The 18858-nt window shown below is 70.7% G+C and carries 17 protein-coding genes and 1 tRNA gene; 7 read left to right on the top strand and 11 right to left on the bottom strand.

Features of this window, described 5'->3' with window-relative positions; all coding sequences use genetic code 11:
- Positions 1 to 206 precede the first annotated feature (206 nt).
- From EDF50_RS01860 to EDF50_RS01840, 5 genes are all read right to left on the bottom strand, one after another.
- Complete coding sequence (locus EDF50_RS01860; protein ID WP_123517696.1) at positions 207 to 1220, bottom strand: glycine betaine ABC transporter substrate-binding protein; 1014 nt, start codon at positions 1218 to 1220, stop codon at positions 207 to 209.
- Entirely contained in the window at positions 1217 to 2005 is a 789-nt protein-coding gene (locus EDF50_RS01855) for an ABC transporter permease (RefSeq protein WP_123517694.1), read from the bottom strand. The genes EDF50_RS01860 and EDF50_RS01855 overlap by 4 nt, the downstream gene beginning before the upstream one ends.
- A complete protein-coding gene (locus tag EDF50_RS01850) occupies positions 2002 to 3252 on the bottom strand; it encodes an ATP-binding cassette domain-containing protein (protein WP_123518383.1) in 1251 nt (416 codons plus the stop codon). The genes EDF50_RS01855 and EDF50_RS01850 overlap by 4 nt, the downstream gene beginning before the upstream one ends.
- Positions 3248 to 3898 (bottom strand): ABC transporter permease, encoded by a 651-nt coding sequence (locus EDF50_RS01845; RefSeq protein ID WP_233570261.1) that lies wholly within the window; start codon positions 3896 to 3898, stop codon positions 3248 to 3250. The genes EDF50_RS01850 and EDF50_RS01845 overlap by 5 nt, the downstream gene beginning before the upstream one ends.
- A 244-nt stretch (positions 3899 to 4142) precedes the next feature.
- Positions 4143 to 5531: an LLM class flavin-dependent oxidoreductase gene (locus EDF50_RS01840; RefSeq protein WP_123518382.1), complete on the bottom strand. Its 1389-nt coding sequence runs from the start codon at positions 5529 to 5531 to the stop codon at positions 4143 to 4145.
- Positions 5532 to 5613: 82 nt separating this feature from the next.
- Between EDF50_RS01840 and EDF50_RS01835 the strand changes: the two genes are divergently transcribed.
- On the top strand, positions 5614 to 6813 hold the full coding sequence (locus EDF50_RS01835) for an MFS transporter (RefSeq protein ID WP_233570260.1): 1200 nt from the start codon (positions 5614 to 5616) through the stop codon (positions 6811 to 6813).
- 12 nt (positions 6814 to 6825) lie between these two features.
- Here EDF50_RS01835 and EDF50_RS01830 read toward each other — a convergent pair whose 3' ends face one another.
- Complete coding sequence (locus tag EDF50_RS01830) at positions 6826 to 8283, bottom strand: MFS transporter (RefSeq protein WP_233570259.1); 1458 nt, start codon at positions 8281 to 8283, stop codon at positions 6826 to 6828.
- Between the two features lie 81 nt (positions 8284 to 8364).
- Between EDF50_RS01830 and EDF50_RS01825 the strand changes: the two genes are divergently transcribed.
- Positions 8365 to 8937 carry a TetR family transcriptional regulator gene (locus EDF50_RS01825; protein WP_123517691.1) on the top strand — a complete coding sequence of 191 codons (573 nt, stop codon included), beginning with the start codon at positions 8365 to 8367 and terminating at the stop codon, positions 8935 to 8937.
- A 92-nt stretch (positions 8938 to 9029) separates the two neighbouring features.
- On the opposite strand, the gene EDF50_RS01820 is transcribed toward EDF50_RS01825, so the two are convergent.
- The 5 genes from EDF50_RS01820 to EDF50_RS01800 all read right to left on the bottom strand — a co-directional run bounded on the left by EDF50_RS01820 (position 9030) and on the right by EDF50_RS01800 (position 13059).
- A complete protein-coding gene (locus tag EDF50_RS01820; protein WP_123517689.1) occupies positions 9030 to 10361 on the bottom strand; it encodes an NAD(P)/FAD-dependent oxidoreductase in 1332 nt (443 codons plus the stop codon).
- A gap of 118 nt (positions 10362 to 10479) precedes the next feature.
- Complete coding sequence (locus tag EDF50_RS01815; RefSeq protein ID WP_123517687.1) at positions 10480 to 10767, bottom strand: BatC protein; 288 nt, start codon at positions 10765 to 10767, stop codon at positions 10480 to 10482.
- A gap of 97 nt (positions 10768 to 10864) precedes the next feature.
- Positions 10865 to 11842 (bottom strand): aldo/keto reductase, encoded by a 978-nt coding sequence (locus tag EDF50_RS01810; protein WP_123517685.1) that lies wholly within the window; start codon positions 11840 to 11842, stop codon positions 10865 to 10867.
- 55 nt (positions 11843 to 11897) lie between these two features.
- The gene (locus EDF50_RS01805; RefSeq protein ID WP_123517683.1) at positions 11898 to 12815 is read right to left on the bottom strand and encodes an alpha/beta hydrolase fold domain-containing protein; all 918 of its coding nucleotides are present in this window, start codon (positions 12813 to 12815) and stop codon (positions 11898 to 11900) included.
- Positions 12816 to 12974: 159 nt separating this feature from the next.
- Positions 12975 to 13059 (bottom strand) — tRNA-Leu (locus EDF50_RS01800).
- Positions 13060 to 13168: 109 nt separating this feature from the next.
- Here EDF50_RS01800 and EDF50_RS01795 point away from each other — a divergent pair.
- From EDF50_RS01795 to EDF50_RS01775, 5 genes are all read left to right on the top strand, one after another.
- Positions 13169 to 14497, top strand: coding sequence for a M20/M25/M40 family metallo-hydrolase (locus EDF50_RS01795; protein WP_123517682.1), 1329 nt, complete (start codon positions 13169 to 13171; stop codon positions 14495 to 14497).
- Between the two features lie 28 nt (positions 14498 to 14525).
- The gene (locus EDF50_RS01790) at positions 14526 to 15368 is read left to right on the top strand and encodes an undecaprenyl-diphosphate phosphatase (RefSeq protein WP_123517680.1); all 843 of its coding nucleotides are present in this window, start codon (positions 14526 to 14528) and stop codon (positions 15366 to 15368) included.
- On the top strand, positions 15365 to 16627 hold the full coding sequence (mshC, locus tag EDF50_RS01785) for a cysteine--1-D-myo-inosityl 2-amino-2-deoxy-alpha-D-glucopyranoside ligase (protein ID WP_123517679.1): 1263 nt from the start codon (positions 15365 to 15367) through the stop codon (positions 16625 to 16627). The genes EDF50_RS01790 and mshC overlap by 4 nt, the downstream gene beginning before the upstream one ends.
- A 130-nt stretch (positions 16628 to 16757) precedes the next feature.
- Positions 16758 to 18101: a sensor histidine kinase gene (locus EDF50_RS01780; RefSeq protein ID WP_148076736.1), complete on the top strand. Its 1344-nt coding sequence runs from the start codon at positions 16758 to 16760 to the stop codon at positions 18099 to 18101.
- A complete protein-coding gene (locus EDF50_RS01775; RefSeq protein ID WP_123517676.1) occupies positions 18098 to 18793 on the top strand; it encodes a response regulator transcription factor in 696 nt (231 codons plus the stop codon). Before EDF50_RS01780 ends, EDF50_RS01775 begins: the two co-directional genes overlap by 4 nt.
- The last annotated feature ends 65 nt before the right edge of the window (positions 18794 to 18858 follow it).

The raw sequence follows: 18858 nt of genomic DNA, 5'->3' as shown, positions 1-18858 counted from the left end.
TAAGGGAAATCCCTGGCCAGGAGGTTCTTTGAACCTGTCGTCATTACCGGAGGCATACGGGTGCTCGGCGTTCACGGACCCGACACATGTCGTTCATCTCGCGGGCGCGCCCCCCAGGTCGACGCCAGTGGGGTACAGACGGACAACGCCCCCCGGCCGGTCGGCCGGGGGGCGCATCACCCGTCACAATCACCCTCGTCGGCGCGTCACGGACGGGTGACGAATCCCTGTTCGATCATCCAGTCGAAAGCCACGTCGGCCGGTTCCTCGCCCTCGACGTCGACCGCCAGGTTGAGTCGGCGCATCTCGGTGTCGGTGAGAGCGGGTGAGATCTCGTCGTACACCTCGGCGAGCTGCGGGTACTGCTCCAGCGTGGCCGACGACAGCACCGGAGCCGCGTTGTAGGCCGGGAAGAACCCGAGGTCGTCCTCGAGCACATCGAGGTCGAGGGAGTCGATCCGGCCGTCGGTCGTGAAGACCTCGCCGAAGTTGCAGCTACCCCGGTCGGTCGCGGTGTAGACCGTGCCCGTGTCGAGGATGCTCACGTTGCTCGTCGGCACGCCGTCGGCCGCGCCGAGCTCGAGACCGTAGGCCGCGAGCATGGGGGCGAAGCCGTCTGCCCGCGAGTTGAACTCGGCCTCGACACAGAAGGTGCGCTGCTCGACGGGCAGGTCGGCGACCTGTGAGAGCGACGTGATGTCTCCCAGCTCGGGTACGGCCTCCGCTCGAACGGCCATGGCGTACGTGTTGTTGAGCGGCGCCGGCTCGAGCCAGGTCAATCCGTTGCGGGCGTCGGCGTCGCGGACGGCCTCGTACTGTTCCTGCTGGTCGGGGATGCCCTCTGCCTCGGCGAGGTAGGTCAACCATGCGGTGCCGGTGTACTCGTAGGTCATGTCGGCCGTGCCGTCGAGCATCAGCTGTCGTACCGCGACCGACCCCGGCACGTTCGTCATGTCCGTCACCTCGAAGCCCGCTGCTTGCGCGGCGAGCACCGCGATCTTGCCGAGGATGAGCTGCTCGGTGAAGTTCTTCGCCGTCACGGTGATGGCCGCGTCGTCAGGAAGCCCCTCGATGGCGCGGATCGAACCGGGTGCCACCGCGGGCACGAAGGCGGTGGCCGGTTGCAGGCCGCATCCGCTCAGCGCGAGCGTCGCCGCCGCGACGACGGCGAGGGACGAGGAGGTGCGCCGCAGTCGGCGGGGAAGGCGGGAGGTGGTCATGCGCGGAGTCCCTTCGGGCGGGCGATGTGTTCGACGACGCGGCCCAGCCAGTCGATCACGAGGGCGAGCAAGGCGATCAGCAGGGCCCCGGAGACCAGGACGCGAGGGAGGAAGAGATTGACCCCCGTGGTGATGAGCAGCCCCAGCCCGCCTGCGCCGATGAAGGTGGCGAGAGCCGCCGATCCGACGAGCAGCACCAGCGCCGTCCGGATGCCTGAGAGCATGACCGGCACGGCCAACGGCAGTTCGACCTTGAACAACACCGACGACGCGCTCATACCCATGCCACGGCCCGCCTCGACGAGGCGGGCGTCGACGCTCTGCAGACCGATCATGGTGTTGCGAAGCACCGGGAGCGCCGCGTAGAGGACGAGCGCGACGACGGCGGCCCAGAAGGTGAAGCCCAGCCAGAAGGCCAGCAGCACGATGAGACCGATGGCCGGAGCGGCCTGGCCGAAGTTCGCCAGCACCAGGACGGGGCCGCTGATGCGTACGAAGGGCCGCCGCGTGAGCAGCACCCCGAGGGGGATGGCCAGCACGAGCACGATGGCCGCCGACACGAAAGTGAGCGCGAGGTGCTCACCCGTGTACGCGAGAAGATCGGAGGGATTCAGGGTGGTCCGTTCCGCCGTCGTCAGGTCGGCCGTCGTGAGCCACACGACGAAGGCCGCGAAGACCACGAGCACGGCCACCGGCTGCACGAGCAGGCCGAGCCACGCCGGGCGAGCCCTGCGTGGATCGGCGGAAGCACCCTCGACGGAGGTCGGGGCGACCGTGGCGGTCATGCCGCGCCCTCGTCGGCCGGGGCCCCGGGCACGACGTCGAACGAGCCCGTGTTGGTGCCCACCGGGGCGTCGTGCTGTGCTTCCGCGGCTGACGCGCGCGCTCGGGTGATGGCCTCCATGACGACCTCGACGGTGATGACGCCGATGAAGGCGTCACGCCGGCCCGTGACCAGAGCGGCTCCCGCGCTCGAGACGAGCATGGTGTCGAGCGCGTCGTTGAGCGTCGCCCCGCTGCCGATGACGGGGAGGTCGGCGTCCGGCGTCGAGCCCAGCACGTCGAGACGGCCGAGCTGGCGGCGCGAGGGCCACGAGATCGGCCGCTCGCGTTCGTCGACGACGACGGCGTGGCCGTGGCCGGCCGCCTCGACCCGGGACAGGACGTCGGCGGCGTCCTCGCCGGACCGGGCGACGACGGCCTCGGCGAGGTCGACGTCTCGGACGCGTGTCAACGTCAGCTGCTTGAGACCGGCCCCCGACCCGATGAAGTTCTCGACGAACTCGTTCGCCGGCTCGGCGAGGATGCGCTCGGGGGTGTCGTACTGGACGATCCGAGCGCCCTCCGAGAAGATGACGATCCAGTCACCGAGCTTGACGGCCTCGTCGAAGTCGTGTGTGACGATGACGATGGTCTTCTGCAGCTCGTGCTGGATGTTGATCAGCTCGTCCTGCAGCCGCTGGCGGGTGATCGGGTCGACTGCGCCGAAGGGCTCGTCCATGAGCAGCACGGGCGGATCGGCGGCGAGGGCCCTGGCGACGCCGACGCGCTGCTGCTGACCGCCGGACAGCTCGCGGGGGTAGCGGTCGCGGTACGTGGCCGGATCGAGCGACACGAGTTCGAGCAGTTCGTCGACGCGGGCGGCGATGCGCTCCTTCGACCAGCCGAGCATCTTCGGCACGATCGCGATGTTGGCCGCGACGCTCATGTGCGGGAACAGACCGCCCGCCTGGATCACGTAACCGATGCGCCGCCGTAGATCGTCGCCGTCGATCGCGGTGACGTCGTCGTCGCCGAGGACGATGCGACCCTCGGTCGGTTCGATCAGCCGGTTGATCATCTTCAGGGTCGTGGTCTTGCCACATCCCGACGGGCCGACGAGCATGACGATCTTGCCGGCCGGGATCTCGAGGGTGATTCCGTCGACGGCCGGCCTCGCCTGGCCCGGGTAGCGCTTGGTCACCTGGTCAAGGGTGATGCTCCGGCCCGAGACCTCGTCCGAGGGGGACGAGGAGGGGCGGGTGGGGTCAATTCTGGACACGGATGCCTCTCGAGATGGTCAGGCGGCCGAGGCCGACGAGGAGGAGGTCGAGGACGAGGGCGAGCAGGACGACGCCCACCACCCCCGTGACCACGGAGGCGAGGGCGTTCGCCCCGCCGAGTCGGGACAGGCCCGAGAAGATGAAGCCGCCGAGGCCCGGGCCCAACGCGTAGGCCGCGACGGCGGCGATGCCCATCACCATCTGGGCGGAGACGCGCACCCCGGTGAGGATGACGGGCCAGGCGAGAGGCATCTGAACGGTGGCCAAGGTGCGGAACCGGCCCATGCCGATGCCTTGCGCCGATTCGACGAGCGACCCGTCGACCTCGTGGAGGCCGACCACGGCGTTGCGGAGGATCGGGAGGGCGGCGAAGAACGTGACGACGATGACGGACGGCGCGACGCCGAAGCCGGCGAAGGGGATCAGCAGCCCGACCAGGGCGAACGAGGGCAGGGTCAGCCCCACGGCGGAGACGCCGTTCGCCAGCGCATAGAGCCGGGGGCTGCGGTGGACGACGGCCGCGAGGCCGACCGAGATGACGACGGCCAGCACGAGGCACTGCACCACGAGCGAGAAATGCTGCCACGAGGCGAACCAGATCTGGCTCCACCGGTCCACCACGAAATCCCACGCCACGCAGACCATCTCCTCATCAGCAGCAACGACCACCAGTCCGAATTGCCGCTTCCCCGAGAGGCGACCGGCGTCCACACTAACCACGGCCACCCCACGTCGTCATGCCACCGACCACCCCTCAACGGGGTCGATCGTCCCGTGTCGTTATCTGATCGCGTCGACAGAAACGCAGATGAGAACGGCGTGTCGGTTTTCACCGACACGCCGTTGTAACGATCGTCAGATTCTTGCGCCTCGGCTTTCCTCAGGCCGTCGTGGCCGCCGACGACACCTTGTACCGTGCCCCGTGGTGTTCGGCCGGCAGCCGGTCGCCGCGGCCGAACAGCTTGTGCCTCAGGGAGCCCGTCTCATACTCGGTGGGGTAGACGCCCCGGGCCTGCAGCACGGGGATCACGTGCTCGACGACGTCCTCGAAGGTACCGGGCGTGATCGCGTACGCGAGGTTGAACCCGTCGACGTCGGTCTCGGCGACCCACTCCTGGAGCTGGTCGGCGATCTCCTCCCCGGACCCGACGATGCGCGGGCCGAGTCCACCGATGCCGGCCGCCTCGGCGATGTCACGGATGGTCCACTCCTTGCCCGTGTCACCCTCCTGCGCCTGGAAGTTGGCCAAGGCGGACTGGATCGCGTTGCTCTCGACGTCGCCGACGGGGTCGTCGAGGGAGTACGTCGACAGGTCCACGCCCATCCAGCCCGACATGAGCGTCAGGGCACCCTCGTGGGAGGCGTAACGCCGGTACTCCTCGTGCTTCGCCCGGGCGGCCTCCGGGGTGGCGTCCGTGATGACGGTCAGCAGCGTGTAGATGCGCGCCGAGTAACGGTCGCGTCCGGCGGCCTCGAGGGCGTCCCGGATCTTGCCGACGGTCGCGGCGAGGCGCTCCTTGGTCGGGGCGGCTACGAAGATCGACTCGGCGTTGCCTGCGGCGAAACGGATGCCCCGCGGCGAGGCGCCCGCCTGGTAGATGACCGGGGTGCGTTGCGGGCTGGGCTCGGCGATGTGGATGCCGGGCACCTTGTAGTACGTGCCGTCGTGGGCGATCTCGTGGACCTTGGTCGGGTCGGTGAAGACTCCCGATTCGCGGTCGCGCACGACCGCGTCGTCCTCCCACGAACCCTCCCAGAGCTTGTAGAGCACCTCGAGGTACTCGTCCGCCTGGTCGTAGCGGGCGTCGTGGTCGAGCTGGTCGTCGGCGCCCATGTTGCGGGCGGCGCTCGGCAGGTACCCGGTGACCACGTTCCAGCCCACCCGCCCGTCGGTCAGGTGGTCGAGCGTCGACATGCGCCGGGCGAACGGGTAGGGGTGCTCGTAGGCCGTGCCGGCCGTGATGCCGAAGCCGAGGTGTTCGGTCGCGGCGGCCATCGCCGAGACGAGCAGGACGGGGTCGCCGACCGGCGTCTGGGTGCCGTTGCGCAGCGCCGCGTCGTGGTTGCCGCCGTAGACGTCGTAGGTGCCGAGCACGTCGGCGATGAAGAGGCCGTCGAACACGCCCTTCTCGAGGAGGCGCGCGAGGGAGGTCCAGTAGCTCAGCTTCGTGTAGTCGGCCGAGCGGTCGTCGGGGTGACGCCAGAGACCGGGGGACTGGTGCCCCACGCAGTTCATGTCGAAGGCGTTGAACCGGATTCGTCGAGTCATGAGGCCATCCTCACGGGCGGAGCGCGTGCCGTCGTCGGTCATGACACACGGCGTCACACTCCACGCCCCGTAGCCTGTGTCGGTGCTCCCGTTCCGCCCCCGCGTCGTCGACGCCGACCGTCCCCGCCTCACCCGCGACGTGTACGTGCTCGGGGTCATCGCCTTCTTCGTCATGGTCGGCTTCGGGGTGGTCGTGCCGGTGCTGCCGGTCTACGCCCGGAGCTTCGGCGTCGACCACGCCTTGGTGGGGGCCGTCCTGTCGGCCTTCGCCCTCATGCGCCTCGTCGCGAGCCCCTTCGTCGGCCGGCTGATCGACCTGATGGGCGAGCGGGTCGTGCTCTCGGCGGGGATCGGCATCGTGGCGTTGTCGAGCGGGCTCGCCGGACTGGCCGAGACCTACCCGCAGCTCCTGCTGCTCCGCGGGGTGGGCGGCGTCGGTTCCGCCATGTTCAGCATCGCGGCCATGACGTTGTTGCTCGGGGCGAGCGACCCGTCGCTGCGGGCCCGAGCCGTGGGCTTCTACCAGGGCGGGTTCCTCGTGGGCGGCATGGCGGGGCCGGCCCTCGGCGGACTGCTCGCCACCATCTCGCTGACCGCGCCGTTCTTCTTCTACGCGGGCACGCTCTCCGTGGCCGGTCTGGTGGGCGTCGTGCTGTTGCGCCGGGCGCCGCAGCACTCGTCGACGACCGCCGCCGCGCCTCCGGTGCCCCTCGGGGTCGTCCTCCGCGACGTGCGGTTCCGCACCGCCTGCGTGGCCAACTTCGCCCAGGGCTGGTCGTCGCTCGGTGTCCGGAGCGCCCTGGTGCCCGTGCTGGTGGTCGAGGTGCTCCGGGGGCCCACCGCGTGGACCGGCCTGCTCTTCGCGGCCTCGGCGGTGGCCCAGACCATCGCCCTGGCACCCGCCGCGCGTTTCGTCGACACGGTCGGCCGCCGACCGGCCGTGATCGGAGCCTTCGCGGTCGCCGCCGTGACCTTGTTCGCGGTCGCCTTCGCGGCGGACGTCTGGACCCTCGGCGCGCTGCTCTGCGTCTACGGCGTGGCCACCGCGTTCATGGGCACGGCACCGGCGGCGCTCGTCGGTGACGCCGCGGGCGCCCGAGGCGGCCGCCCGGTCGCGATCTTCTCGATGTGCTCGGATGTGGGGGCGATCGCCGGGCCGCTCGTCGCCGGACTGCTGGTCGACACGGTCTCGTATCCCGCGGCGTTCGGTGTGGCGGCCGTCCTGCTGGCGGTGGCGTCCGGCGCGGCGATCCGGCTGCCCCGGACCACCGCCGCCGCCTAGACCCCCGCCTGATCAGCCGAGGTGGACGGGTGCCTCGGTGGGCAGCAGGTCCTCCTTGCGTCCGCGGATGAGGAAGAACGAGATCGGTGCGGCCAGCAACATGGCGATCGCGGCGGCCAGGAAGGCCGCCGAGTAGCCGTCGACGAGCGCACCGAGCGGACCGTTCACGGTGGACGTCGACGACGCGACCGCACCGGCATAGAGGTTGGTGAAGACGGCGAGACCGATCGATCCGCCGATCTGCATCATGGCGTTCGAGGTCGCGCTCGCCGCTCCGGCGTCGTGCGCTTCGACCCGGCTGAGCGCCAGGTTCTGCATGGGCACGAAGACCCCGGCGAGTCCGACGCCCATGACGAGCAGGGCCGGCAGCACCTGAACCGCGTACGAACCGTCGGCCGTGATCTGCGTGGCGAGCCAGAGCAGCCCCGCCCCGGCGACGAGCGGCCCGACGATCATCATCGGGCGGGGCCCGACGACCGGCAGCAGCTTCGTCAGCAGGGGAGCGCAGACCATGATCACGAGCGTCATCGGCAGGCTGGCGAGCCCCGCCTCGAGCGGACCGAAACCGAGCACGATCTGAAGGTGGAAGGTGAGGTAGAGCAGGGCGCCGATCATGACGCTCCCGACGATCAACTGCACCAGGAATGCGCCGCCCCGGACGCGGTCGGCGAGCACGCGCATGGGCAGCAGCGGGTGGTCGCTCCGTCGCTCGACGAGGACGAACAGGACCAGCAGCCCGGCCCCCAGGGCGATGAACCCGATGACGACGGCGGAACCCCAGCCGTCCTCGGCCCGCGTGAAACCGTAGACGAGGCTCGCGAGCCCGGCGGCGACGACGACCGTCCCGACGACGTCGAGGCGGTTGCGCCCCTCGGCCCGGCTCTCGCTCACCACGAAGGCGGCGGCGACGATGGCGACGAGCACGATCGGCACGTTGACCAGCAGGCACCAGCGCCAGCTGACGAACTCGGTCAGCACGCCGCCGAGCACGAGCCCGACGGCGGCACCCGCGCCCGAGATGGCGCCGAAGACGGCGAAGGCCGTGTTGCGATCGCGGCCCGATGCGAAGGTCGTCGTGAGCACGGCGAGGGCCGCGGGGGCGAGCAGGGCGGCGAACACGCCCTGGAGGCCACGGGCGAGGATGAGCTCACCGCCGGTCTGCACCAGACCGCCGAACGCCGAGGCGGCCCCGAAACCGACCATGCCGACGATGAAGGTGCGCTTGCGCCCCCAGAAGTCGGCGATGCGGCCACCGAGCAGCAGCAGGGCGCCGAAGGCGAGCGCGTAGGCCGTGACGACCCACTGGCGGTTCTCGTCGCTCAGGCCGAGGTCGGCCTGGGCGTCGGGCAGGGCGATGTTGACGATGGTGCCGTCGAGGACGACGACGAGTTGCGCGAGGGCGACGATGACGAGCACCCACCAGCGGCGCGACGAGCGCGTCTCGGTGGGAGCGGGGGCGACGGTGGTCACTGCGGTACCTGTTTCTCTGAGGGGACGACGGATCACCCTACCTACTAGTTGGTTGGTTCGTAAGTCGGCTACGGTGATCCGATGCGAACCGATGCCGCCGAGACCCGTCGAGCCATCCTCGAGGCCGCGACCGCCGAGTTCTCTCGCCACGGGCTGGCCGGGGCGCGCGTGGACCGCATCGCCGCCGAGGCAGGGTGCAGCAAGGAGCGTCTCTACGCCAACTTCGGCGACAAACGCTCGCTCTTCACGACCGTGCTGAACGGCACCTTCGAGACGATGGGTGACGCGGCGTCGCGCCCCGCCGCGAGCATCGAGGAGTTCGCCCTCGCCGTCTTCGACCACATGCAGGCCCACCCCGACCACAACCGGCTGATCGCCTGGGCCCGACTCGAGGGCGAGCACGACTGGGAGGCCTCCGTCCCCACCCTGCGCGCCGTCCAGGACGCCGCCCTGTCGCAACTCGACCGCCTCCGTGACGACCCGGCCGTGACCGTGTCCTGGAGCAGCGACGACATCTTCGCCCTCGTCATGTCGCTCGCCCGCGCCTGGCAGAACCTCCCCGGTCTCGGCGAGGCACACCCCGGTGTGGTCCTCGACCCCGCCGTGCAGCGCGAGATCGTGCGCGAGGCCGTGCGACGCCTCACCACCGCCTGACCGGAGCCACGACGGCGCGCGGGCCGCACCGACGACGAAGGAGGCGCGCCCCGGTCACCCGGGACGCGCCTCCTTCGGTCGCGGACTCGCGTCTACTTCTTGGCGTCGACCTTGGGGGTGACCTTGAGGAACCCGGCGCGCGGGTCGCCGAGCCCCACCAGCGGAGTGGTGTCGCGGCCGCCGACGAAGTTCGTGATCCAACCCGACAGGATGCGGAACTTGCGGTTCAGCGTCGGCATCGCGTACAGGTGGTAGCCGCGGTGCGCCAGCCAGGCCGGCACGTTCTTCAGCTGCAAGCCGAACATGCTGGCCGCACCCTTGCCGATGCCGTAGCTCGCGACGGTGCCGAGCGACTCGTGGCGGTACTCCTTGACGGGCTCGCCCGAGAGGGTCGCGATGACGTTGTCGGCCACGGTGACCGCCTGACGCACGGCGTTCTGCGCGTTCGGCGGGTAGTACGCCGGCTGCTTCTCGGCCAGGAGGTCGGGCACCTGCGCGCCGTCGCCGAGGGCCCAGACGCCGTCGAGCTTCTGGCCGTCCTCGGTCTGGACCTGCAGCGTCGCGCTGACGTTGACGTGCCCCTTCGGACCGAGCGGCAGACCCATCTCGCCGAGGACCGGGTTCGGCTTGACGCCGGCCGTCCAGACGATCGTGCCCGCGGGGATGGTCTCGCCGTCGCTCAGGACGACGTCGCCGTCGACGCACGAAGGCATCGTCGTCTTGAGGCGAATGTCGATGCCGCGGCCACGCAGCTGCCCCAGGGTCCACTTCGAGAGCTCGGGGCCGACCTCGGGCGCGACGCGGTCGAGGGCCTCGACCAGCACGAAGCGCAGTTCGTCGCGCGAGAGGTTCGGGAACGTGTCGACCGCCGAGTTGGCGGCGTCGGACAGCTCGGCGAGGGCCTCGACACCGGTGTAGCCGCCGCCGACGAAGACGACGGTGAGGAGCTTGCGACGAACGGCAGGGTCCTTGACGCTGGCCGCCTCGGCGATGTTGCCGAGGATGCGATCGCGGACGTACTGGGCCTCTTCGACGCTCTTGAAGCCGACGCCGTTCTCGGCGAGACCCGGCGTCGGGAAGGTCCGGGTGACCGCCCCGAGGGCGACGACCAGCTGGTCGTAGGCGATGTCGCTCGCCTCACCGTCCGCGCTCGTCACGGTCACCTTCTTGGCCTCGCTGTCGAGCCCGGTGACGGACGCTTCGACGACCTTGGTGCGCTTCAGCGTCTTGCGCAGCGGCACGGTGACGTCGCGTGCGGCGATGTGCCCGCCGGCGACCTCGGGCAAGAACGGCTGGTAGGTGAAGTACGGGGCCTGGTCGACGAGCGTGATGCTCGCCGCCTGGGGTGGGTGTCGCTTCTGCAGTTCGAGTGCAGTGGTGAGCCCGGCGGAACCGCCGCCGAGAATTACGATTCGCTTGGTCATGTAAGTGTTCCTCCCTCAGACGACCGTACCCCGGGGGGCGGTCGCCCGGACGCCACGCGCCGAACGGCCCGGCACCCCTCGGGGCCGGGCCGTTCGGCGCGTGGCGTCGGGGCCTCGTTCAGCGGCCGCCGTCGACGTCGCTCTGCGTGAACGACCCGTCGGGTTCACCGTCGTGGGGTCCGCCGTCGACGGCGGGTTCGTCGGGCACCTCGGCGTCGACGTACGAGCCGTCGCCCTCGCTCGTGCCGGCTTCCTCGGTGTAGGTGCCGTCGGCCTCGCCGTCGTGCGGCCCGCGCGTCCGGGCACCGCCGTCGAGGTCGTCGTCGACGTACGAGCCGTCCTCACCCGAGGTGGGGCCGCCCGTGCTCGACCGGTCGTGCTCGTGCTGGTTGGCGTCGCTGCCCATGGGTGCTGCCTTTCGTCGAGGTCGGCCGGCGTCCTCGCCGTCCGTGCCGCTCACCCTAGACCGGCCCGGTGCCGGCCGACCGGGCCGCGTGGCGGTGTCAGAACCCCTCGTTCTCTCGCGTCACGTAGGGCGACTCGAGTGCGTCCAGCTCGTCGTCGGTGAGCCACAGGTCGACCGAGGCCACGGCGTCGTCGAGGTGCTGCATCTTCGTGGCCCCGACGATGGGCGAGGTGACGGCGTCCTGCTGCCGCACCCAGGCCAGCGCGACCTGCGCGCGCGAGACGCCCCGCGCCTCGGCGACGTCGGCGACGGCCTGCGCGACGGTCCGGTCGCCGTCCTCGCGCTGCCGGTAGAGGGTCTGACCGAAGCGGTCCGTCTCGGTCCGGGCCGTGGTGGCGTCCCAGTCGCGGGTGAGCTTGCCGCGGGCCAGGGGCGACCAGGGCAGCACGCCGACACCCTGGTCGAGGCAGTAGGGGTGCATCTCGCGTTCTTCCTCGCGCTGGATCAGGCTGTACTGGTCCTGCATCGAGACGAAACGCGTCCAGCCGCCGAGGTCGGCCGCGTGCTGCATCGTGGCGAACTGCCAGGCCCACATGCTCGAGGCGCCGATGTACCGGGCCTTGCCCGCCTTGACGACGTCGTGCAGCGCCTCCATGGTCTCCTCGACGGGCACCTCGGGGTCGAAGCGGTGGATCTGGTACAGGTCGACGTAGTCGGTGCCGAGGCGGCGCAGGCTGTCGTCGATCGCGCTCATCACGTGACCCCGGCTGAGCCCCGCGCCGTTCGGGCCGGGACGCATGCGGCCGTGCACCTTCGTGGCGAGGACGACCTCCTCGCGGGTGGCGAAGTCACGCAGGGCCCGCCCGACGATCTCCTCGCTGGTGCCGTCCGAGTAGACGTCGGCCGTGTCGAAGGTCGTGATGCCGAGTTCGAGCGCCCGGGCGATGAACGGGCGGCTCTCGTCCTCGGGCAGGCTCCACTCGTGCGTCCCGCGGTCGGGGGCGCCGTAGCTCATGCAGCCGAGGGTGACCGACGAGACGGTCAGGCCGCTCGTCCCCAGTCGTGCGTACTCCATGTGTGCTCCCTCTGGTCGTCGAAGCGGGGCACCGGCGGCCGCGCCGATTGCGACCCTACGCGCGGGGCCATGCGGCCCGGCCCGCGATCCGCGCGTCACCGCGGATCACCGATGCGGCGTGTCGGAGCGCACGCCGCGCCTCCGGAGTCCAGGGCGCACCGACGAAGACGTGGAACGCCCCGCCGTAGAGCCGCAGCTCAGCCCGTCCTCCGGCTCCGACCACTCGGCGCACCAGCTGTTTCACATCGGGTGTCAGCAGGTCGCGGTCTCCCGCGTAGGCGAAGACGGGCGGCAGGCCCGAGAGGTCACCCCGAACCGGACTGATCGCCGAATCGGCCGGGTCGCGATCGCCCGCCCACCACCGACCGGCGGCCACGAGGCCTTCGCGTCCCAGCATGGGGTCGAGCGGGGCGACCTCGCCGACCGCGGGGGAGTCGAGCAGGGCGTCGACCCACGGCGAGAAGAGCACGAGGGCGTCGACAGCCGACCGGCCGGCGTCGCGTTCCCGCATCGCCGCGACGAGGGCCAGAGCCCCGCCCGCCGAGTCGCCCGCCAAGACGACTCGGGACGGGGAGGCGCGGCGCACCCCGTCGAGGACGGCGTCCAGCAACGGCAGCGCCTCGTCGACGTCGTGCGCCGGGGCGAGCCCGTAGAGCGGCACCGTGACGACGGCTCCGGAGGCGCGGACCACCCCCGCGAGCAGGTTCCAGTGAGTGGTCAGGACGGGGTGGACGTAGGCACCGCCGTGCAGGTAGACGACGTGCACGCCGCTCGGGGCTCGACGCGGCCGGAGGGTGACGACGCGGACCTCGCCGCTCTGCGCCTCCTCGACGATCGCGACGCGGTGCGCCGCCCGGGAGACCGGGGCCGCGGAGCCCTGCCGGGCGATCGAGCGCACGAGGGTGCCCTCGGTCTCGGTCGAGCGGGGGCGCAGGCGCAGCAGGGCGCGCGTGGCGGCCATCGAGAGCGACATGCCCCGACCCTACGCACGCGCCACGGGAGGCGGGAGGCGGGAGGAGGCAAACCAAGGAAGGCCCGGACACCTGAGGTGTTCGGGCCTTCCGTCGCTTGCGAACAAGCATCTGTCTCAACACAGATCTGGTGAATCACCCTCGGGAGAGGATGTTTCGAGTGTCCGAGGGGGGACTTGAACCCCCACGCCCTATACGGGCACTAGCACCTCAAGCTAGCGCGTCTGCCATTTCCGCCACCCGGACCGGATGGTGCCGACCGAAGCCGACACGAAAGATTAGCACGGCTCGGAGGGCCCTCGTGACCACGGCCACGTCCGTCGGCGCAGGGGGCACGGCAGGTAGCGTGGGGCGCATGACGACGACCCCCACGAGCACCGGCCCGACCGCACCCGAGCTCGACGAGACGGCCCGCATCGCCCGCGACCTGATCCGGTTCGACACGTCGAACTACGGCGGCGGGCGGTCGAACGGCGAGGCGGATGCGGCCGAGTACGTCGAGGCCGCCCTGCGCGACCTGGGCCTCGAGCCCCAGCTGTTCGAATCCGAACCCGGTCGGGTCAGCGTGGTCGCTCGGGTCGAGGGAGCCGAGCCGGCCAAACCCGGCCTGGTGGTGCACGGTCACCTCGACGTCGTGCCCGCCGACCCGGCCAACTGGTCGGTCGATCCGTTCGGCGGCGTCGTACGCGACGGCATGCTCTGGGGTCGCGGGGCCGTCGACATGAAGAACATGGACGCCATGATGCTGACGGCCGTCGGCGACATCCTCCGGGCGGGCGAACGACCGGCTCGCGACCTCGTGCTGGGGTTCCTCGCCGACGAGGAGGCCGGGGGAGTCCTCGGGTCGCACTTCCTCGTGACGGAGCACCCCGGGCTGTTCGAGGGTGCCACCGAGGCGATCAGCGAGGTCGGCGGCTACTCGACCTTCATCGACGGGCGCCGTTCGTACCTTCTGCAGACCGGCGAGAAGGCGCTGATCTGGGTCAAGCTCACGGCCCGGGGCACCGCCGGTCACGGCTCGCAGATGATCGAGGCGAACGCCGTGACGCGCCTGGCCGAGGCCGCCGCCGTGCTCGGACGCCAGCAGTGGCCGATCGTGCTGACCGAGACGACGACGGCCTTGCTGGGCGAGGTGGCACGCATCCTCGACGTCGACGTGCACGAGGTCGCACCCGACGAGCTGGTCCTGCGCACGGGCACGGCCAAGGGGTTCATCCGCGGCTCGCTGCGGACGACGACCAACCCCACGATGCTCACGGCCGGCTACAAGCACAACGTGGTGCCCGACACGGCCGAGGCCCTGGTCGACATCCGGTGCATGCCGGGCCAGGAGGCAGCGGTCCTCGCCGAGGTGCAGGCATTGATCGGCGACGACGTCGAGATCGAGACGCTGCACACGGACATCGGTCTCGAGACGCCGTTCTCGGGCCCCTTGGTCGACGCGATCACGGCCACCCTCGACCGACACGACCCGGGGGCGCCCGTGCTCCCGTACCTGCTCTCCGGCGGCACCGACAACAAGGCTCTCAGCCTGCTCGGCATCGCCGGGTACGGTTTCGCCCCGCTGCGCCTGGACGAGGGGATGGACTTCCCCGCCATGTTCCACGGTGTCGACGAACGGGTACCCCTCGACGCACTATCCTTTGGCAGTCGCGTCCTGCGGGACTTGTTGTCGACGTACTAGCAACCCCCGCACCAGAAGGGTCACCCGCGTGGAGCATCTCCTCCAGGCACTCCTGCTCGGCCTCGTCCAGGGCCTCACGGAGTTCCTCCCCGTCTCGTCGAGCGCCCACCTGCGGCTCGTCGGCCTGTTCTTCAGCGATCCCGGAGCGGCGGCCGAGTTCGACCCCGGCGCCACCTTCACCGCGATCACGCAGCTCGGCACCGAGCTCGCGGTGGTCATCTACTTCTGGCGCGACATCACTAGGATCGTCTCGCGCTGGTTCGCGGGCATGACCGGCAAGATCCCCCGCACCGACCCCGACGTCCGCATGGGCTGGCTCGTCATCATCGGCACGGTGCCGATCGTGCTGGTGGGCTACGTCGCGCAGGAGTACATCCGCACGGTGTTCCGCTCGCTCTGGATCGTCGCGATCGTGCTGATCGTCTTCGGCGTGCTGCTCGGCCTGGCCGACCGTCTGGGCAAGAAGACCGAGCGATTCGAAGACATGCGGTACGGGCACGGCATCGCCGTCGGCGTCGCTCAGGTGCTGGCGCTCTTCCCGGGCGTCTCGCGATCGGGTGCGACGACGACCACGGCGCTGGCCCTCGGCTACACACGACCGGCCGCCGCCCGGTTCTCGTTCCTGCTCGCCGTGCCCGCCGTCTTCGGCAGCGGCCTGTACGAGCTCGTCCAGAGCTTCAGCGATCCGGGGCCCTACTCGCTGGGCGAGACGCTGGCCGCGACGGTCGTCGCCTTCGTCGTCGGCTTCGTCGTCATCGCGTTCTTCATGAACTACATCTCGCGCCGCAGCTTCGCCCCGTTCGTGGCCTACCGCATCGTCCTCGGCATCGTCCTGCTCGTCCTGCTGGGGACGGGTGTGGTGGCCGCGTGAGGTCCTGGGCCGAGCCCGACGTCCCCCGCCTCCCCGGCCTCGGCGACGTCCCGGCACTGCACGACACCTCGACCGGCACGGTCCACCCGACCGAGGTCGCCGGTTCGCGGGCCGGCCTCTACGTCTGCGGCATCACCCCGTACGATGCGACCCACCTCGGTCACGCGTCGACCTACCTCGCCTTCGACACCCTGCTGCGCGTCTGGCGTGACGCCGGCGTCGAGGTCGAGTACGCCCAGAACACGACCGACGTCGACGACCCGCTGCTCGAGCGCGCGACGGCCACCGGCGTCGACTGGCGAGAGCTCGCCGACGGCCAGACGGACCTCTTCCGCAGCGACATGCAGCATCTCGCCGTCGTGCCGCCGACGCACTACGTCGCCGTGACCGAGGTGGTGACCGACGTCGCGGACGCCGTGGCGCGCCTCCTCGACCGGGGTCTCGCCTACCCCGTGACGACCGACGCCTCGAGCGCGGGCGACGACCTGTACTTCGACGTCCGGGCCGCCGAACGCGACACCGACTGGCACCTGGGCCTCGAGAGCCGCTATGACGCCGACACGATGGCCCGATTCTTCGCCGAGCGCGGCGGAGACCCCGATCGTCCCGGCAAGCGCGACCCTCTCGACCCGCTGCTCTGGCGCGCCGCCCGTGACGACGAACCGTCCTGGCCGACCACGCTGGGCGCCGGACGCCCGGGCTGGCACATCGAGTGCACGGTGATCGCCCAGCAGCACCTCGACGTCCCGATCACGGTCAACGGGGGCGGCAGCGACCTGGTGTTCCCGCACCACGAGATGAGCACGGCGCACGGCACGGCCCTCACCGGCCGCCCCTACGCCGTGCACCACACGCACACCGGCATGGTCGGGTACCAGGGCGAGAAGATGAGCAAGTCACTCGGCAACCTGGTCAAGGTCAGCGAACTCGTCGCCGGCGGGCACGACGCGCGGGCCGTCCGGCTCGCCCTGCTGGCCCACCACTACCGCTCCGACTGGGAGTGGTTCGACTCCGACCTCGTCGACGCCGAACGACGACTCGAGCGGTGGCTCGCCTGGGCCGCCTCGAGGGCAGGAGGCGCGGGTCCGGTCACGGCCCCCACCTCCTTGATCGTGGGACTGCGTTCCACACTCGGGGACGACCTCGACACGCCGTCGGCACTCGCCGCCGTCGACGCCGTCGTGTCCCAGGGCACCGCCCCGTCCGAGGTCGACGTCGACGCCGTCCAGGCCCTGCTGGGCATCGACCTCCGCGCCTGAGCGAACCTGCCGGAGCGAGCGGACACCATCGCCCCGGGCGACACGACGAAACCGGTCACTCACCCCGTTTTCCATGCATTTGCATGAGGTTTTCTCATTCAGCACGGGTGTCTGCCCTACGATGGTCGGCGTGGAATCGTCGATCACCGCGCCCGCCCCGGCCGCGACACCGAGCGACACCCGCAGACCCCTCACCCGACGCGACACGCGCATCGACCTCTGGATCGCAGCTCTCACCGTCGTGCTGGGCCTCGCCACGCTCTGGCTCAGTGCCGTCATCGTCGAGGACTCGGACGGGCCGGCCTCACCGTCGACCGTCGAGAGCGTGCTCTGGCTCGTCTGCTTGTGCACGCCGATCGCCTTCCGGCGCCTTCGGCCCGTCACCGTCCTCGTCGTCGTGTCCACCGTCTTCCTGGCCGCCCAGCTGAGGGGTTATCCCGACACGCTCACTCCGTCGATCGTCGAGTTCGTGGCGATCTTCACCGCGAACGCCTGGTCCACCCGGCGGGCCCGTGCCCTCGTCGTCAGCATCGTCGTCACCGCCGTCATGTTCGTCTGGCTCGGGGTGTGGCTGCGCTCGGTCTACACGTCGGACGCCGAGGCGCCCGACCCCGTGACCCTGGCCACGATCGCCTACACCCTCGTCTCGAACGGCATCGTCCTCGTCACGGCTATCGCCTTCGGTCGCGCGGCTCGCGTCTCCGCCATCAGGCTGCACGCGCTCGAACGCACCGGCGTCGAGCTCCGCGCCGCACACGAGCTCGTCGCCGACCGGGCGATCAACGAAGAACGCACCCGCCTCGCCCGCGAGTTGCACGACGTGGTCGCCCATCACGTCGCCGTCATCGGCATCCAGGCGGGAGCGGCCCGGCGCACCCTCGATCGGCCCGAGATCGCGCGAGGTGCGCTCTCTGCCGTCGAGAGCACGGCTCGGACGACCATCGACGAGCTCGACCGACTGCTGTCCGTGTTGCGATCGCGTGACGGCGAGACCGGTTCCGGCCCATCCGGCCTCGACGCGCTGCCCGAGTTGATGGCCGACACGCGCGCCCTCGGTCTCGAGGTCCGGTTCTCGGTGCACGGCGACGCGCGTGACGTCCCCGAGAGCATCGGGGTGACCCTCTACCGCATCACCCAGGAGGCCCTGACCAACACCCTGAAACACGGCAACGCGTCGGTCGCCGAGGTACGCCTCCGCTACGGAGACCGCTCGGTCGAGGTCGAGGTCGTGGATGACGGCCGCCCCGGCCCGACGCCCTATCCTGGTGCGGTCGTCCACCAGGCGACGGCCGGCCCGGGCGCCGGCCTGGGGCAACGGGGCATGCGCGAACGGGTCGACCTGCACGGGGGAGAACTGCAGCTGGGCCCCCGACCGCGCGGAGGCTACCGCGTCCGTGCGGTCTTGCCGGTCGGTGCCTGCGGCGACGCCCGCCCCCACGACCACGTCACCACCGACCACACCGAGAGCGCATGACCGACACGACCGATCCCGTCACCGTCCTCCTCGTCGACGACCAGGACCTGGTTCGCACTGGCTTCCGCATCATCCTCGACACGGCCCCCGAGATCCGGGTCGTCGGTGAGGCCAGCGACGGCCTCGAGGCGGTGGACCTCGTCCGGCGGCTGTGCCCCGACGTCGTCGTCATGGACATCGAGATGCCCGTCCTCGACGGGCTCGAGGCGACGCGTCGCATCCTCGAGCAGCCCCCCGGGGGATGCCCCGCGGTCCTCGTCCTCACCACCTTCGGCCGGGACGACTACGTGTTCCGGGCGCTGCAGGCCGGCGCGAGCGGTTTCCTGCTCAAGACCGCGACCCCCGAAGAACTCATCGAGGCGATCGCCGTGGTGCACCGGGGCGACGCCCTGCTCTCTCCCCAGCTCACCCGCGCCGTCGTCGCGCGCGCCGTCGGTGATGCGACGGCGACCCGGGTCGTCGTCCCCAGCCCGGCCCTTGCGACCCTGACCGAACGCGAACGCGAAGTGCTCGACAGGCTGGCCTCCGGGGCATCGAACGCCGAGATCGCCCGTCGTCTCTTCCTCGGCGAGGCCACGGTCAAGACTCACGTCTCGAACGTCCTCGGCAAACTCGGCCTCCGTGACCGGACGGCGGCCGTGGTGTTCGCCTACGAGAACGGCGTCGCGGTCCCGGGCGAACTCCCGACCTGATCGCGGCCGTCGATCGGGCGCGTCCGACCGGGCCCGTCCTCGCGAGACGGAACGCTACGGGTCGG

Source organism: Frigoribacterium sp. PhB24 (assembly GCF_003755185.1).
Lineage (GTDB): Bacteria > Actinomycetota > Actinomycetes > Actinomycetales > Microbacteriaceae > Frigoribacterium.
The sequence above is the reverse complement of the archived record's forward strand: the minus strand, read 5'-3'. Positions and strand labels throughout refer to the sequence as shown.